The 15400-nt window shown below is 62.6% G+C and carries 17 protein-coding genes; 9 read left to right on the forward strand and 8 right to left on the reverse strand.

The window, feature by feature from the left end:
- The first annotated feature begins 37 nt into the window (after window positions 1-37).
- A complete protein-coding gene (locus tag BM374_RS31780) occupies window positions 38-388 on the forward strand; it encodes a hypothetical protein (protein ID WP_177248676.1) in 351 nt (116 codons plus the stop codon).
- 491 nt (window positions 389-879) lie between these two features.
- Window positions 880-1116 carry a hypothetical protein gene (locus tag BM374_RS31785; protein WP_092302029.1) on the forward strand — a complete coding sequence of 79 codons (237 nt, stop codon included), beginning with the start codon at window positions 880-882 and terminating at the stop codon, window positions 1114-1116.
- A 281-nt stretch (window positions 1117-1397) separates the two neighbouring features.
- On the opposite strand, the gene BM374_RS31790 is transcribed toward BM374_RS31785, so the two are convergent.
- Entirely contained in the window at window positions 1398-1778 is a 381-nt protein-coding gene (locus BM374_RS31790; protein WP_092302032.1) for a thiol-disulfide oxidoreductase DCC family protein, read from the reverse strand.
- A gap of 144 nt (window positions 1779-1922) precedes the next feature.
- Here BM374_RS31790 and BM374_RS31795 point away from each other — a divergent pair, with 144 nt between their 5' ends.
- Both BM374_RS31795 and tcmP read left to right on the forward strand, forming a co-directional pair.
- Window positions 1923-2675: a DUF5131 family protein gene (locus BM374_RS31795; protein WP_092302136.1), complete on the forward strand. Its 753-nt coding sequence runs from the start codon at window positions 1923-1925 to the stop codon at window positions 2673-2675.
- 11 nt (window positions 2676-2686) lie between these two features.
- Window positions 2687-3838 carry a three-Cys-motif partner protein TcmP gene (tcmP, locus tag BM374_RS31800; protein WP_177248677.1) on the forward strand — a complete coding sequence of 384 codons (1152 nt, stop codon included), beginning with the start codon at window positions 2687-2689 and terminating at the stop codon, window positions 3836-3838.
- A gap of 60 nt (window positions 3839-3898) precedes the next feature.
- Here the strand turns inward: tcmP and rpoD are convergent, their stop codons facing one another.
- Both rpoD and dnaG read right to left on the reverse strand, forming a co-directional pair.
- Window positions 3899-6046 (reverse strand): RNA polymerase sigma factor RpoD, encoded by a 2148-nt coding sequence (rpoD, locus tag BM374_RS31805; protein ID WP_092302036.1) that lies wholly within the window; start codon window positions 6044-6046, stop codon window positions 3899-3901.
- 375 nt (window positions 6047-6421) lie between these two features.
- Entirely contained in the window at window positions 6422-8437 is a 2016-nt protein-coding gene (gene dnaG, locus BM374_RS31810; RefSeq protein WP_092302038.1) for a DNA primase, read from the reverse strand.
- Window positions 8438-8782: 345 nt separating this feature from the next.
- Between dnaG and BM374_RS31815 the strand changes: the two genes are divergently transcribed.
- Window positions 8783-9346, forward strand: coding sequence for a chlorite dismutase family protein (locus BM374_RS31815; protein ID WP_092302040.1), 564 nt, complete (start codon window positions 8783-8785; stop codon window positions 9344-9346).
- Here BM374_RS31815 and BM374_RS31820 read toward each other — a convergent pair.
- Complete coding sequence (locus BM374_RS31820; protein ID WP_092302042.1) at window positions 9343-9741, reverse strand: gamma-glutamylcyclotransferase family protein; 399 nt, start codon at window positions 9739-9741, stop codon at window positions 9343-9345. The two genes, BM374_RS31815 and BM374_RS31820, sit on opposite strands and share 4 nt — an antisense overlap.
- 75 nt (window positions 9742-9816) lie before the next feature.
- On the opposite strand from BM374_RS31820, the gene BM374_RS31825 reads away from it, so the two are divergent.
- Window positions 9817-10623, forward strand: coding sequence for an N-formylglutamate amidohydrolase (locus BM374_RS31825; RefSeq protein ID WP_092302044.1), 807 nt, complete (start codon window positions 9817-9819; stop codon window positions 10621-10623).
- Here the strand turns inward: BM374_RS31825 and BM374_RS31830 are convergent.
- The 4 genes from BM374_RS31830 to BM374_RS31845 are packed head-to-tail and all read right to left on the reverse strand — an operon-like array spanning window position 10620 to window position 13685.
- Window positions 10620-11000, reverse strand: a complete 381-nt coding sequence (locus BM374_RS31830) for a DUF3592 domain-containing protein (RefSeq protein ID WP_244552763.1) — start codon at window positions 10998-11000, stop codon at window positions 10620-10622. The genes BM374_RS31825 and BM374_RS31830 overlap by 4 nt on opposite strands.
- A 22-nt stretch (window positions 11001-11022) precedes the next feature.
- Window positions 11023-11643, reverse strand: a complete 621-nt coding sequence (locus BM374_RS31835; RefSeq protein ID WP_177248678.1) for a LysE family translocator — start codon at window positions 11641-11643, stop codon at window positions 11023-11025.
- A 48-nt stretch (window positions 11644-11691) separates the two neighbouring features.
- Window positions 11692-12237: a hypothetical protein gene (locus BM374_RS31840; protein ID WP_092302045.1), complete on the reverse strand. Its 546-nt coding sequence runs from the start codon at window positions 12235-12237 to the stop codon at window positions 11692-11694.
- 2 nt (window positions 12238-12239) lie between these two features.
- Window positions 12240-13685, reverse strand: a complete 1446-nt coding sequence (locus BM374_RS31845; RefSeq protein WP_177248679.1) for an LVIVD repeat-containing protein — start codon at window positions 13683-13685, stop codon at window positions 12240-12242.
- A 117-nt stretch (window positions 13686-13802) separates the two neighbouring features.
- Between BM374_RS31845 and BM374_RS31850 the strand changes: the two genes are divergently transcribed.
- The 3 genes from BM374_RS31850 to BM374_RS31860 are packed head-to-tail and all read left to right on the forward strand — an operon-like array spanning window position 13803 to window position 15089.
- Window positions 13803-14117, forward strand: coding sequence for an ArsR/SmtB family transcription factor (locus tag BM374_RS31850; RefSeq protein ID WP_008544842.1), 315 nt, complete (start codon window positions 13803-13805; stop codon window positions 14115-14117).
- Complete coding sequence (locus BM374_RS31855; RefSeq protein WP_092302046.1) at window positions 14110-14580, forward strand: SRPBCC family protein; 471 nt, start codon at window positions 14110-14112, stop codon at window positions 14578-14580. Before BM374_RS31850 ends, BM374_RS31855 begins: the two co-directional genes overlap by 8 nt.
- Entirely contained in the window at window positions 14577-15089 is a 513-nt protein-coding gene (locus tag BM374_RS31860; protein ID WP_092302048.1) for an SRPBCC family protein, read from the forward strand. Before BM374_RS31855 ends, BM374_RS31860 begins: the two co-directional genes overlap by 4 nt.
- The last annotated feature ends 311 nt before the right edge of the window (window positions 15090-15400 follow it).

Here is a 15400-nt window from a genome sequence, read left to right on the forward strand (position 1 = left end):
CCCGACAGACGAGAGCTACGTTGGCGGAGAAAGTGTTGTGCCGAACACCAGACGACGGGCCAGGCCGCGCTCCTTCCGCCTGCTGCGCATCCCGCTTTTCCGCCTGCTCGTCATCAACCTCGCGACCGGCGCCTGTGCTGCCACGCTCCTTGTCGGCGGACTGCTCTGGCTCAACCCAGGCCACCTGCGCGAACTGATCTTCGCCGATCGCGCCCCTAGCATCGGCCTTGCGTTGCTGCTGGCATCCTTCGTCATCACCTTCGGCTCCGCCGCGATGGGCAGCGCGATCATGGCTCAGGGTCGCAAGCAGGAGGATGGCAACAGCGGTGGCGGCCGTCGATTGAGGTTGGCCGCCGAGAAAGTCTCGCGCCGCACGCAGCCAATGTGATGTGTGCAACGCACGATGGCGGTTTCCTGGCGCGCGTTGTCAGACTTCGTGCATGCAACGCCTACAAAATGCCGGATCGATCAGCATTCCCCTGCATGCGCCCGCGCACGATGAACAAAGTATTTCGGAAGTCCAAGCATTTGTTTTTCGAACGTGCGGGAACCCCCGCGCAGGTCAGTTGCATATCTGAGGCGACGGCTGCGACATCGAGACCATGCCGATTCATCTTGCCTTGGCGAGACGCTAGCGATAGCCTTCTATCTCAGGTTGTTGCCCCGCCAGCCCCGGGCAACGCTGAAGACCAAGATAAGCGGCGGGCTCCCCCAGCCCGCCGCTTATTGGTCTGGCCACCGGCGGCTTCGCGCTGCGCCCAAGCCGTTCCCACGAAACAAGCGCCATCAGACAGTTCCGCGCCCGGCTCGGCCGAAACGCCGATGTCTGGGAGCCGCGAAGTCATTTGACTGCGGCGCCCTGATCGACGACAAGCCGCCATGGCCAAAAAACCCGGTACCAATCCGAAGGGCGAATTCGCCTTTTTCAACGTCGTCTACGAAGACGGCTCCCAACGCTCCAACCGCCGCGTCCCCACCGAGCTGCTCGGCGGCCTCGACGGCGACGAACCCGCGCGCAACTTCATCAGGGAGCAGGACCGCGAAATCGCGGAAAAGAGCGGGAAGCCGGCGCTGGAGATCGAGCGGATCGAGCGGGTGGGGGCGAAGAAGAAGTAGGCGCGACTAAGAGCTCGACGAGATGCGCTGAACTGGTGCGGCATCGGGAATCACCTCTCCCTTGGAAGAGGTCGGCGCGTCCCGGGCGATGCGAAGCATCGTCCCGCGCGCCGGGTGAGGGTTTACGGTCTCACCGCGTGCTGCCCCCCTCACCCGATTTGCTCTGGACGATGCTCCGCATCGCCAGGAGCAAATCGACCTCTCCCCGCTGGGGAGAGGTGTCAGAGTCCGCGGCTGGCCCACCGACTCAATCTAAAGCCACAGTGGCTCCAGGCGCGCGCTCACCAGCGCCCGCACCATCTGTTCCAGGCAAACAGCAGATCGGCAAAACGGTCGTAGACGAACCGCGTGACCGGCAGCGCCACGCGATTGCCTGATAGCGCCGCAAGCCACCCCTCGCCCGGCGTGAGCCTCCACAGCGCGATCGCGACATCCGCACCGACGATGAGCCGGCCGGCCTCATCGGTCGCATGCAGGCGCCGCCTGATGTCGTCGAGCGAAGCACCAAACTGCGCCAGCGCATCAGGCTGCTCGTTGATGTCCTTGAACTCGATGGTGCCCGCCCGCACCAACGCCAACAGCTTGTTGCGCTGCCAGTCGATGCCGGCGTCGCAGACGGGGCAGCGGGTGTTGTAGTAGACGGTGAGGCTAGGACTCGACATGACTGGGTAAGGCGAAGCAGAACTCTGGAATCTTGGAGCGAGCGAATTCGGGTTGCGCGGGGGCTAGGTTAACTCAAGGTAGTGCTGATTTCTTATACGTCTTTATAGGTTTGACTATGTTCTCCGTTTGTTCTAAGGTGGGATATGGCTGTCTCGACACAGATTGAGTGGACCGATGCCACGTGGAATCCGGTCACCGGATGCACAAAGATTACACGTGGCTGCGACCTCTGCTACGCGGAACGCTTTTCGGAGCGATTTAGGGACGTGCACGGTCACCCATTCGAATCCGGGTTTGATCTCAAACTGCGTCCGGAACGACTAGAGCAACCGCTCACTTGGCGCCAGCCGCGACGCATCTTCGTCAACTCCATGAGCGACCTCTTTCACAAGGAGATACCGAAGTCGTTCATCGACTCTATCTTCAAGACGATGGAGACAGCCAATTGGCATACATTTCAAGTGCTGACCAAGCGCAGTTCGCTCATGACGCGATATCTTCTGAGCCGATACCGCGTGGAGAAGGCTCCTCCTCACATTTGGTTAGGCGTATCTATCGAGGACGCGCAGAACGCTATTCGGCTAAAGCACCTTCATGCCGCGCGCGCATCGACGAAGTTCGTTTCGTTCGAGCCCCTGCTTGGTCCTGTCGGCAAGCTTGATCTCGAAGGGATCGATTGGGCGATTGTGGGTGGTGAAAGCGGCCCGCGCGCACGGCCGATGGCAGAGGAGTGGGCAATCGAAATTCGCGATCAATGTCGAACCGCGAAGGTTGCCTTCTTCTTTAAGCAATGGGGCGGCACCCGACCGAAGTCTGGCGGGCGGCTCCTGCAGGGCCGCGAATGGAATCAATATCCCCGAATTTCCCGAACAAGACTATTAGACGCAGCCGAATAGAGAGGTTAGTTGTGAGCGACCCTTACTTCGGTCGCGAGCAGACCAAGGCCAAGCATTTCATCTTGAAGAGCTACCTTCAGGCGCTCGCGTTTAAGGTATTGAATTTTTCTGACGTGACGTATGTCGACGGCTTTTCAGGTCCATGGGAATCCAAGACTACGGACTTTAGCGACTCCTCCTTCATGATCGCAATCCACGTCTTGAAGGACGCTCAAAGCCAAGTGCTAACGCGAACCGGAAAAAGACGACGGATCAAATGTTTCTTTTCCGAGAAAAATGCAAGGGCCTATTCCCAGCTGGCGAGCGCAGTTGCCGAATTTCATAAACCTGAGGACGACTTCGAAATTAAAACTTACGAAGGAAACTTCGAGGACGCGGTCGAAATAATTCGACCTTTCGTTGGCACATCCTTCCCTCTAATATTCATCGATCCAACCGGGTGGACTGGTTATCCATTCGATAAGATCAGACCGTTATTTGCTCAAGCTAAATGCGAGGTGCTGATCAACTTCATGTACGACTTTATCAATCGATTTGCACATAGCGCGGACCAAGAAATCATAGACTCGCTAGCTCCCATTCTGGGCGGAGCCGACTGGCCCAAGCGTCTCGACGGAAACATCTCCCGCGGTCTCGCTGTTGAGAAGCTATTCCGCGATACACTCCAAAAAGCAGGTAACTTCGAATTCGTGATATCCACGAAGATCGACAAGGCGACAGCCGAACGACCGCATTTCTTTATCGCATACGGAACCAAGAGCACTGAAGGATTGAAGACGTTTCGTCAGATTGAATACGACGCACTGCGAAGGCACGCTAAAAGTAGGGCAAACGCAATAGAAGCAAAAAGAGAGGAGCGATCAAACGTTGTCGATATGTTTGCAGATCATCGCGCCGAACTGAGCGAGGCAACAGTTGAGGAAATCGTTGCCGAACAGAAACGATTAGCCGCCGGTCACATGTTGGAGTTGCTTATCCAGCACGGGGCGCTCAAGTTTTCTGAAGTCGTTCCTGCCCTACTGCAACCATTCATGTTGCGGGAAACAAACGTGAAGGACATTTGTGTCGACCTTGCCAAGGCCGGCCAGATCGAAAATGTATGGGGTACCGGCAATCGAAAGCCGCGCGACGAAGACGTTATCCGCCTACGCCCCCGGCAATGATCCAAACAAGAAACGGCGGACTCACGCCCGCCGTTCCATATGCCAATGATGGCCTCCAGATCAATTATCCAGGAAGCTCCGCAACTTCCGTGACCTGCTCGGATGCTTCAGCTTGCGCAGCGCCTTCGCTTCGATCTGGCGGATACGCTCTCTCGTCACGCTGAACTGCTGGCCCACTTCTTCCAGCGTGTGGTCGGTGTTCATGCCGATGCCGAAGCGCATGCGGAGGACGCGCTCTTCGCGCGGGGTGAGCGAAGCCAGCACGCGCGTGGTGGTCTCGCGAAGGTTGGACTGGATCGCGGCGTCGATGGGCAGGATCGCGTTCTTGTCCTCGATGAAATCGCCGAGGTGTGAATCCTCTTCGTCGCCGACGGGGGTTTCGAGCGACAAGGGCTCCTTGGCGATCTTGAGGACCTTGCGGACCTTCTCCAGGGGCATGCCGAGCTTTTCGGCGAGCTCTTCCGGGGTCGGCTCGCGGCCGATCTCGTTGAGCATCTGCCTGGACGTGCGCACGATCTTGTTGATCGTCTCGATCATGTGCACGGGGATGCGGATGGTGCGGGCCTGGTCCGCAATGCTGCGCGTGATCGCCTGCCGGATCCACCACGTGGCGTAGGTCGAGAACTTGTAGCCGCGGCGGTATTCGAACTTATCGACCGCCTTCATCAGGCCGATATTGCCTTCCTGGATCAGGTCGAGGAATTGCAAGCCGCGGTTGGTGTATTTCTTGGCGATCGAGATCACCAGACGAAGGTTGGCTTCCACCATCTCCTTCTTGGCCTGGCGTGCCTCGCGCTCGCCCTTCTGCACGGAGTGCACGATCTTGCGGAACTCGACGATCTCGAGGCCGGTCAGCGCCGCGAGCTGATGCACCTCGTGACGGAGGTCCTTGATCCGGTCCTTCTCGTGATGGACGAAATTCTTCCAGCCCTTGGCCGAGAGCTTCGACACACGATTGAGCCAGCGCGGATCGAGCTCCGAGCCGGTGTAGTTGCGCAGGAAGTCCTCGCGCGCGACGCCGTGGCTGTCGGCGAGGCGCATCAGGCGGCCCTCATGCGAGACGAGACGCTTGTTGATGTCGTAGAGCTGCTCGACGAGGCTGTCGATACGCGCCTGGTTCAGGCGCAGCGACTTCACCTCGACGATGATCTCGTCCTTGAGCTTGCGGTACTTGCGCTCCTGGTGCGGCGACAGCGAGGGACCATGCGAGGTGCTCTCGAGCTGGTTCTGGATGTCCTGTTCCTGAAGCTTGCGCAGCTTCTTGTAGCTCTCGGCGATCTTGTCGAAGATCTCGACGACCTTCGGCTTGAGCTCGGCCTCGATCGCCGCGAGCGACATCTGGTTCTCGAACTCGTCGTCCTCGTCCATGTCGGCTTCGGCGGCGGCTTCGCCCGGATCCTTGTCCTCGCCACCGGCGGCGGCCGGCTGCGCGGCGCGGAACGGGGTCGGCGACGGCGGAGCTGCGGGCGGGGCGACATGCGCGGGCGCTACCGCCGCTGCCGGCTGGCCGCCTTCAGCCGCGGCCTCGCCGTTCTCGCCGGCGGGACCTGCGATCATCGCCGTGTTCATGCCGCCCTTGGCGTCGGGGCCGGCATAGGTCGCTTCGAGATCGATGATGTCGCGGAGGAAGATCTTGCCTTCGTTGAGCTCGTCGCGCCAGATGATGATGGCCTGGAAGGTCAGCGGGCTTTCGCAGAGGCCCGCGATCATCGCCTCGCGGCCGGCCTCGATGCGCTTGGCGATGGCGATTTCGCCTTCGCGCGACAGCAGTTCGACCGTGCCCATCTCGCGCAGATACATGCGCACGGGGTCGTCGGTGCGCTCGCCCGGCTCGCTCTTCTTGACCTCGGTGACGGCCTTCTGGGTGACCTCGACGAGCTCGTTATCGGTCTCGTCGTCGGCCTCGTCCTTCTCCTCCTCGCCTTCGCTGTCGTCGGCTTCGGTGACGTTGATGCCCATGTCCGAGAGCATGGACATGATGTCCTCGATCTGCTCCGGGGAGGTCTGGTCGGACGGCAAAACTTCATTGAGCTGATCGAAGGTCACGAAGCCGCGCTTCTTGGCCTGCTTGATCATCTTCTTCACTGCCGCATCGGACAGATCGAGCAAGGGAGACGGCGCGTCCTGGGAGTCCTTCTCCGGCGCGTCCGCTGCCTTGTCGTCTTTTTCCTTGTCCTTCGCCTGCAGCGTCTTTGCCTTGGTGGCCATCCATTGCTCCTAAACGCGCTTCATGCGGAAGACTCATCGCCTCCCAGCGTGAATTCACTTGAACCTGTTGTTCGACGCTCTCGCTTCGTCAGATCTCGACACGGAAAGGGCGGCGCGCACAGATCTCGCCACCCCGACCTTTCTCTCGCCGGATTTGCCTAACGCTTCGTGAGCCTCTTTGTCGCGGCGGATGCAGGTGAAGTGCCAACAGCTATTGCGCGGATTCATTCCTGACGCGTCTGTTCTGCCTGCGGCCGCGGGGGCCAAAGTGCTACAAGACCGTTAAGCCTCGATTAACCCTGTTTTTGCCGCCAAACCTTGGATTTGGCGAGTCTTTTAGCGGTTCCGACCACGGCCGTCCGCATGATTCTTTCATCACACGCTCTTCTGGAGCCGGCCCGACAGTTCGCCAAAACCCTCGATCAGGGCCTCAGTACCGTCGACCTCTCCTATCCGAGCCTTGACGTCACGCAGCCACGCCAAATTGGCCTCGCTGGGGTCCTCCCCCAAGGCCAGCTCGGCGTCTTTCAGCTCTCTAAGTAGTGAATGCCATTGCCGATGCAAGGCAACGAGCTGATGCCAGGTGGCAAGAACGTCGTCCCGCGCCGCGCCCTCGCGGGCGCCCCACACCGCCGCGGTGGTGATGGCGCCTTCAACCCGTTGAAGAACCTGAGAAAATCCGCTCCTGTCGAGATCGCCGCGCATCTTCTCGGCCTGCTCTTCCGGGTCCGGCGAGTGATAATGATCGTTGACGAAGGCGCTGATGATGGCGGCCCGAAGCTTGTGGGCCTCGGGGTGGGCGATCTCCAGGGCGGCGACCTCTTCGAGATGATCATGCAGCAGCCAGGGGTGGTTGATCAGGCATTGCAGGATCAGGGCTTCGCGGCGGGAAATGGCGCTCCTCTGCCCGCGCATGATCGGGCTCGCCGCCAGCTGCGGGCTCGCCGCCTGATAGGGGCCGGAAGGTAGTGGGGTGGGGCCAGGCGGGCCGCCGCGGCGGCCGCCGAATCCCTGACCGCCGAATCGATTCGCCTGCCCGCCGCGGGGCTGGAACGAGCGGCCGCCGCCGCCCTGGCGGAAACCGCCCCGGCCGGCAAAGCCGCCGCGCCCGCCGTCGGGCGAGAAGGTGCGCTGGAGCCGCTCGACAAAATCGTCGCGGTAGTAGCGACGCACGACTTCGTCCCGGATGCCGTTGGTGAGCTCCTTGATGCGTGCTTCCAGCGCTGCACGGCGCTCGGGGGTAGCGAAATTGCCGCCTTCGAGCTCGCGCGACCAGATCATGTCGGCGAGCGGACGCGCCGCCGCGATCACCTCCTCGATGGCGCCACGCCCGCCGGAGCGTGCGAGATCGTCGGGATCCTGCCCTTCCGGCAGAAGCGCGATGCGCAGGCTCTTGCCAGGGCTAAGAAATGGCAGCGCGAGATCGGCGGCGCGATAGGCGGCCTTCTGTCCGGCGCGGTCGCCGTCGAAGCAGAGGATCGGCTCATCCGCCATCTTCCAGAGCAGCGCGAGCTGGCTTTCGGTGAGCGCGGTGCCGAGCGGTGCCACGGCGCCGGGAAATCCTGATGTGACCATGGCGATGACGTCGACATAGCCTTCGACCACGATCAGCGCGCTGCCATCATGGGTGGCTTTGCGCGCCGCCTGGTGATTGTAGAGATTGTCGCCCTTGTGGAAGAGCGGCGTCTCCGGCGAATTCAAGTATTTCGCGGGAACGTCCTTCTCCAGCGCGCGTCCGCCAAAGGCGATGACGCGGCCGCGCAAATCCGTGATCGGAAACATCACGCGATCGCGGAAGCGATCGTAGGGCACAGGGATGTCGTTGCCGGCAACGAGAAGACCGGTCTCGATCATGTCCTCGACGGAGACGCCGAGCTTGCCGAGATGCTCCTTCAGCGCGAAGCGTTCGGGTGGCGGCGGCGCATAGCCGAGACGGAACTGCAATTGCGTCGCCGGCGAGATGGCGCGATCGGCAAGATAACCGCGCGCCTTGGCGCCGACGCGCGAGGCCAGCGTCTCCGAGAAGAACTTGGCCGCGAGCTCCATGACGTCATGCAGCGTGCGGCGGCGCTGCTCGTGCCGCGCCGCATCCGGCGTCGCCGCCGGCAGCGGCAGGCCCGCCATGCCGGCGAGCCGCTCGACCGCCTCGGCGAACGGCAGGCCGTCGGTCTCCATCACGAAGCTGATGATGTCGCCGTGCTTGCCGGAGGAGAAGTCGTGATAAAAACCCTTCTGGTCGTTGACGTAGAAGGACGGCGTCTTCTCCTGCTGGAACGGCGACAGCCCCTTCCACTCCCGCCCCGCCTTCTTCAGCTTGACGCGCTTGCCCACGACCTCGGAAACCGAAAGCCGGGCACGCAGCTCGTCGAGGAATTGGGGCGTGAAGCGCATGGCGTGGGTGTAGCGCAATCCAGGGTGAGTCGGGCGAAGGGATCAGGGATATAGGGATGACGGGGCCAGAAGTCAGGTTTGGGCGGGTTATCCTGACTATTCGACCTATGCACAGGCCCCTTCCGTCACCCCAAGATCCGTTCCGTCACCCCCGCGCAATGGCGAAGCCATTGTCGCTGGAGGTGCTCGCCTCTTCGGCGAGCCTCGAAGGGCGATGGCCCGGCTGCATCGGGCCGATTCATCCTTCGAGGCTCCCCACTGCTTTGCAGTGTGAGCGCCTCAGGATGACGGGTCGGGCACGAGAGCCCACTTGAACCCCGCCCGGTTCCACGCTTCCATGGCGCCATGTTCAGGACCTTTCGAGGTGGCCAGAGCGGGGGCTGGCGCGTGACCTCGCTATCGCAGGTCACGGGCGAGCCCCTGCCCTTCATGCCGGCGCTGTCGGTGACCGACGGCAACGCCGTCTCGCTGCCGCTGATACCCTCGCGCAATTCCTGGCGCCTGGTCGGCGTGCCCAGCAATCTGCGCTACACCGAGCGGGGCGAGAAGCAGCAGCTCGAGAGCGTGCAGGCCGGCCTCGGCCGGCTGGAGGCGACCAGCGCGGCGCTGATCCCGATCCGCAAGTCGCAGGCCTGGTGGGACCTGACCCAGGAAGAGCGGCGCAAGATCTTCGAAGACAAGTCGCACCACATCGCGAGCAGCATGCGCTTCCTGCCCGCGATCGCGCGCCAGCTTTATCACTGCCGCGATCTCGGCGAGCCCTTCGATTTCCTGGCCTGGTTCGAGTTCGCGCCCGTTGACGCTTCGCTGTTCGAGGAGCTGGTCGGCATGCTCCGGCAGACCGAGGAATGGGCCTATGTCGAGCGCGAGGTCGACATACGCGTGGTGAAGGAAGTGCTGTCCGCTTAATGCTCGAGAAACCGGCCGGACTCGATGTGCGGCAGATCAGTCACCGGCCAGTTGTAGACGTAAGTCCAGGCCGATGACGTCGTGCCATCCGCGCCGGTCACATCGACCAGCCGGCGCAGATATTCGGTCGGCTCCGGAAAGCCCTCGCCGCAGGCCTCGTACATGTCGAGCTCGCGCAGCAGCTCATCGCCTGCGCGCAAGCGGAACAGCTCGCCATGAACGAAGTCCGATGGCGCGTCCGACAGCAGCAATCCCGGATAATGCTTCACGAGGACGAGCCGGCCACGACAGGTCGCCTCGCCGAGGAAATCCGCATGCTGCGCCAAGAGCCGCGCCATCGGATGGTCGAAGCCGCGCATCAAGGTGCCGTAAACGAAGAGACGATCGGAGATCATGTTGTCCTGACGTTGCGGCGTCGGTGTAATGGGGTTACTCCGTTTAGACAGATTATCGTTTGATAGGCAATCAGGATGGACCTGCGCACGGCCGACACGACCGATCGACTGCTTGGCGAGGGCGATGTTCCGCCGGTGCATGAGGTGAATGCAGGGGGCACATCGCCCTTCCTGCTCACATCGGACCATTACGGCCGCGTCCTGCCGCGCGCGCTGGGCGACCTCGGTATTCCCGAGAGCGAGCTCGTCAGGCATATCGGCTGGGACATCGGCATCGCCGGCGTCGCCGACCGGATGGCGCAGATGCTGGATGCCCACTTGATCGCACAGCGATATTCGCGGCTCGTGATCGATTGCAACCGGCCACCCGGCGTCGCGAGTTCGATTCCCGTGATGTCAGAGGCGACGACGATCCCGCGCAACGAGGGCATCTCGGACGGCGAGCGTGGGCTCAGGCGGCGCGAGATCTTCGAGCCGTATCATCAGCGCATCGATGCTGCGATCGACGGCCGCATTCGCGCAAAGCGGCCGACCGTGCTGGTGTCGTTGCACAGCTTCACGCCTGTCTATGCCGGCGTCGCGCGGCCCTGGCACATCGGCGCGCTCTACAACCGCGACACAGTGCTGCCGAAGCTGCTGCTGAAGCATCTGCGCAGCGAGGGTGATCTCGTCGTCGGCAACAACGAGCCCTATGCGGTGAGCGACCTCACCGACTACACCATCCCCGTCCACGGCGAGGCGCGCGGCCTCATCAACACCGGCATCGAGATCCGTCAGGACCTGATCGCCGATCAGTCCGGCCAGCAGCAATGGGCAGAGCGGCTGGCGCGGATCTTTACGGAGATCGAGCTGGAGCTGCGGGCGGAGCTGTTGGTCGGCTAACCGCGCGTTGCGACAAACAGCGCAAGCGCGGCGAAGATCGCGGCGATGCTCCACAGCACATAGGCGATGCGCCCGTCGCCGCGGGCATCCAGCGTGGCCTCGGCAGGGTTGTCAGGATTGACGCGGACGTCGACGGCCGCGCCGTCCTGATAGCGCGACATCAGCTTCTCCAGCATCTTGTCGGAAGCTGATGCCGTGTTCGCCGCAACCCGCGCGCATTCATTGGTGTAGCGAACGTTCTGGTAGCTGTAGGTGTAGGTCACGCGCTTGCCGAACATCTCGGCGCCGCGCGCTTGCCCCGGCTCGCTCGCCTCGTGATATTCCTCGATTCCCGACAGCTTGATGGTGCCCGGCACCACCGGCCAGCGCGTCGCCATCGCGGCCTGCCCCTCATCGCGCTCATTTCGCCCGGGTCAGCGCCAGCCAGATGCCGCCGCCGATCATGAAGCCGCCGGAGATCCGCGACATCAGCCGGGTGCGCCGTGCCGAGAAGAACTTTCGGGCGCGGCCGGCAGCGATCGCGTAGAGCGCGTCCGTCATCACGGCGGTGAACATGAAGGTGACGCCGAGCAGCGCCACCTGCGGAACGTGCGGCTGGTTCATGTCCATGAACTGCGGAATGAAGGCGCCGAAGAACACCAGCACCTTGGGGTTCGACAGCAGCACCAGGAAGCCTTGCAGGAAGAAGCCGCCGCGTGGCGGGGCCGGCGGCTCGTCCACCTTGACGCCCTCGATCGGTGCCCGGATCAGCTTGATGCCGAGCCAGACCAGGTAGGCCGCGCCGGCAAAGCGGACCCAGTCGAACCAGTAGCCCATCGTCGACATCAGCGAGGTGAGCCCGACCGCGACGATACCGATGACGATGGCAAGGCCGGCTTGCGCGCCGGCGACATTGGTCAGCGCCGCGCGCGTGCCGTGGCGCAGGCCGTTGGCGATGACGAGCGTGACGATCGGCCCCGGCAGCAACGCGAGCGCAATGCAGGCGGCGACGAAGGCGAGATAGGCTTGCATGGACATCATGGGGAGGACTCAAAGCTCCGTGCGTTTGTGGGTATTAATGCATGGCACTCACTTCCCGTCCAGCGCGGCCATCGTCCACGATTTGATCTCCGGCGTCGCCAGGAGCGCAAGCGCCGCCTGCTCTATCGCGCTGGCATCGTCTCGTCCTTGCGCGGCCGCGACAAGGAGATCGCAGCGGCGGGAGAGGGCGATGCCGACCGCAGCGTGGCCGGCGCCGTCATATGTCGCGAGATCGTAGCGCCGCGCGCGACCGTGCACCTCACCGACACGCACCGCCTCGCCTGGCGCAGTCGCTGCGAAACGCGGCGTGATCAGGTCGATATCGGCAACGCGGTCGACTTCGTCATCATCGGCGACGCCGCTGTCACAGTTGCAAAAGCCGCGTTTGGCGCGGACGTAGAGCTCGGCGCCATCACAAGCACCACCCTCGCAGCGAAACGCACGGCCCGCGGGCCAGCCGTCGCGTGGGAACGGCCAGGCGAGCTCGCGCCAATGCGCTGAAATTGCCGCAGGCTGCGGCGCAAGCTGATAAGCGCCGACGCCAGAGGCGCCGAGCGCGATCACAGCCACCGCTGTTGCCGCCGCGCGCCGCATCGTCAATTCTTCGGCAGGCCGGCCACGGCGCGCGCGGGCCCGGTCAGTTCGAGGATGTGCAGGCCGGTGTTGGCGCGATCGACGATGTAGATATAGCCGCGGTCGTCGGTCTCGACATTGTTGGTCTGGATCGCGACCTTGCAGCGCTCGCCGCCCTCGACCGGAATGCAGCGCTTGTCGGTCGCCTGCGTGATCGCGGGAATGAAATAGCCGACCTCCTTGGGATGATAGGGATCGCGGATGTCGAGCGCGCGCACGCCGGCATTGAAGTAGGCGATGAAGGCCATCTTCTTGTAATAGACGGGAGCCATGCTCTCGTTCGAGGAATGCGAACCGAAGCGGCCGCCGCGCTGGCAGAATTGCCCGCTTGCTTCGGGCACTGTGTAGCTCGAAATCATCATCGGCCGCGTCTCGGTGGTGACGTCCGCGAACCACACCATCTGCCGCGCCTCGCCGCATTCGTTCAAAATCGCCTCGTCGACGATCATGACGATGTCGCGCGTCTTGCCGTCCTTGTCTTCAGCAAATTCCGCAATCGGCATGTCGAGCATCGGAAAGGTGGTGTGCGCGCCATTGAACGCCGACATCGGCAGCCGCGAGATTTCCGGATAGCGCAGATTGTCCGGTGTCGGCTCCTTCGGCCCGTGCAGGAGCTTTTCGCGATCGACGATCTGCAAGATGCCGCCCTTGTTGGTGCCGTAGCCGAAATAGACGCGATTGCCGTCGGGACCCGTCGAGATCGGCCCGTGCAATTCGGTCGGTACCGCACCGGTCGATCCCGGCTCCTGGCCGGGCAGGCCGAAGTCGCGGATCTTCTGCGGATGCGCGGGATCAGAGAGATCGTAGACCTGCGTCATGCGCCGCGTGCGCCACTCCGGCGCGCCCGAGACGAGATAGGCAATGCCGGTGTCGCATTCCCACCAGCTCTTGTGCGTGTCCTTCAAGCCTCCGATGCGCGTGACCAGCACGGGGTTTACGGGATCAGCGACGTTCCAGATCTCGTGCGCCTCGCTGCCGAAGGTGCGCAGCATGTAGACCGCGTTGGGATCGCCCTTCGGCAGGGACTTGCCGTCGCAGACCCGCACCATCTGCGCGCCGCCCGATTCGTATTTACCCGCCTGCCCCGGCAGATGCTTGAGATATTTGGGATGCGCGGGATCGGTGACGTCGACGATCGAGGTCCCGTTCGGCTCCGCTTGGCCCGTCATCGGATTGACGGGAGCAGGCACATCATCGGTGCCGCCGTGATGGCCGATATAGGCGATCCAGCGGTCGCCTTGATGGTGGATGGTCGGCTGGTAGGCACTGCGCGCCTGCAGATCGTTGCTACCCACCAGCTTCATGTTGGACGCCTCGGGTGGCGCACCGATCGTCTGCTTCTGGGCGTGAACGACAGAGCTGCCGGCGAAAACGACGAGGGCGGCAGCAGTCAGGACGCAACGGAACATCAAAAGTCCTCCCGGAACCAATCTGCGTTGGCTGAGCTTCAAGGCTAGCACAGCCACTTGCACGCACCCAAGACACCATCTTGACATGCAACCATTTGGTTGCCTATTATCGCCTTCATGGATGAGGTCTTCAAAGCGCTTGCCGATGCATCGCGACGGTCGCTGCTGGACAGGCTTCACGCCAGGAACGGCCAGACGCTGAACGAGCTCTGCGAAGGCCTCGCGATGACGCGCCAGGCCGTGACGAAGCACCTTGTCATTCTCGAAGAGGCCAATCTGGTCACGACGATCAGGCATGGTCGCGAGAAGCTTCACTATCTCAACCCGGTGCCGATCCATCAGATCGGCGAGCGCTGGATCAGGAAATTCGAGCGCGGCAAGCTCGCCGCACTCAGCGAATTAAAACGACAGCTGGAGAAGCGTGATGAGTAAACCGCAATTCGTCTATGTCACCTATATGGAGACCACGCCGGAAAAGCTGTGGCAGGCGCTGACGTCGAGCGAGTTCACCAGGCAATACTGGTTCGGCGCCGAGGTCCGTTCCGACTGGAAGGTCGGCTCGCCCTTCGCGCTCGCACTCGACGGCGAGGTCACCGATTCAGGCGAAATCCTGGAGGCTGATCCGCCGCGTCGCCTGTCCTACAGCTTCAAGCACCACAAATATGAGGAACTGCGCGGCGAGCCGGTCTCGCGTGTGGTCTTCACGATCGAACCGTTCGGGCCGCTCGTGCGCTTGACCGTGCTACATGACGGCTTCGTCGAGGGGGGCAAATATCTCGGCGCCGTATCCAATGGCTGGCCGGCGATCCTGTCCGGGCTCAAGAGCCTGTTGGAGCGAGGCCAGGTGCTCGCCATCCCACGCACGGCGCTCAACAAGGGGTTCGACGCAAAATGAATCTCGATCAGTTCAAGCCGCTCACGGTCTACACCATCTACATCGCCTCGACGCCGGAGAAGGTGTGGCAAGCGCTGACGTCGGCGGAGTTCAGCAGGCGATATTTCTTCGGCAATGCCGTCGAGGTCGAGCCACGGCTGGGCGGGGCCTTCGCCGTGCGTACCCCCGACGGCGCCCTGCACATCGGCGGCGAGGTGCTCGCCTACGATCCGCCGCGCAAGCTCGCGGTGACGTTCAACGTCAACTGGCCCGCGCTGATCGAGAAGCTGGGACCGACCCTCGTCACCTACGACATCGAGCAGGTCGGCGATGCTGTCAGGCTCACGATGAGCGAAGGCCACGACCGCGAACTCAGCGACGACATCCTGTCCGGTGGCCGCTCGGGCTGGCCTGCGATCCTCTCGAGCCTCAAGAGCGTCCTGGAAACCGGCAAGCCATTGATGGTCCAGATGGGCCCGCCGCAGCGGATGCTCGATGCATTAAAGGCGATGGGGATCAAGACGCCGTAGGCAATAACGAACGAACAGCAGCACGCCTTCTTCCCCTCTCCCCTTGTGGGAGAGGGTGGCTCGCGGCGATAGCGGCGAGGCGGGTGAGGGGTTCTCCCCGCGAACGTCTTGCAGTTGATCGCGCTGATAGAGACCCCTCATCCGGCGCTTCGCGCCACCTTCTCCCACAAGGGGAGAAAGCGTGGTGTACAGCACTCTAGCTTGATATACTCCCCCTGCGCAAGTGACTGAGATTCCTTAGTTTCTCTCTATTGCGCTCCAGCTCGCTCCACACCACTTTTGACCCATGTTGGGTAAACTTCTGGGAAACT

Source organism: Bradyrhizobium sp. Ghvi, from assembly GCF_900115265.1.
Lineage (GTDB): Bacteria > Pseudomonadota > Alphaproteobacteria > Rhizobiales > Xanthobacteraceae > Bradyrhizobium.

Coding starts and splice junctions, on each gene's coding strand:
- rpoD (WP_092302036.1), bottom strand. CDS start 6,046: ATGGCCACCAAGGCAAAGACGCTGCAGGCGAAGGACAAGGAAAAAGAC.
- BM374_RS31840 (WP_092302045.1), bottom strand. CDS start 12,237: ATGCGGCGCGCGGCGGCAACAGCGGTGGCTGTGATCGCGCTCGGCGCC.
- BM374_RS31835 (WP_177248678.1), bottom strand. CDS start 11,643: ATGATGTCCATGCAAGCCTATCTCGCCTTCGTCGCCGCCTGCATTGCG.
- BM374_RS31850 (WP_008544842.1), top strand. CDS start 13,803: ATGGATGAGGTCTTCAAAGCGCTTGCCGATGCATCGCGACGGTCGCTG.
- BM374_RS31830 (WP_244552763.1), bottom strand. CDS start 11,000: ATGGCGACGCGCTGGCCGGTGGTGCCGGGCACCATCAAGCTGTCGGGA.
- BM374_RS31790 (WP_092302032.1), bottom strand. CDS start 1,778: ATGTCGAGTCCTAGCCTCACCGTCTACTACAACACCCGCTGCCCCGTC.
- BM374_RS31815 (WP_092302040.1), top strand. CDS start 8,783: ATGTTCAGGACCTTTCGAGGTGGCCAGAGCGGGGGCTGGCGCGTGACC.
- BM374_RS31855 (WP_092302046.1), top strand. CDS start 14,110: ATGAGTAAACCGCAATTCGTCTATGTCACCTATATGGAGACCACGCCG.
- BM374_RS31845 (WP_177248679.1), bottom strand. CDS start 13,685: ATGTTCCGTTGCGTCCTGACTGCTGCCGCCCTCGTCGTTTTCGCCGGC.
- BM374_RS31795 (WP_092302136.1), top strand. CDS start 1,923: ATGGCTGTCTCGACACAGATTGAGTGGACCGATGCCACGTGGAATCCG.
- BM374_RS31860 (WP_092302048.1), top strand. CDS start 14,577: ATGAATCTCGATCAGTTCAAGCCGCTCACGGTCTACACCATCTACATC.
- BM374_RS31820 (WP_092302042.1), bottom strand. CDS start 9,741: ATGATCTCCGATCGTCTCTTCGTTTACGGCACCTTGATGCGCGGCTTC.
- dnaG (WP_092302038.1), bottom strand. CDS start 8,437: ATGCGCTTCACGCCCCAATTCCTCGACGAGCTGCGTGCCCGGCTTTCG.
- BM374_RS31785 (WP_092302029.1), top strand. CDS start 880: ATGGCCAAAAAACCCGGTACCAATCCGAAGGGCGAATTCGCCTTTTTC.
- BM374_RS31825 (WP_092302044.1), top strand. CDS start 9,817: ATGGACCTGCGCACGGCCGACACGACCGATCGACTGCTTGGCGAGGGC.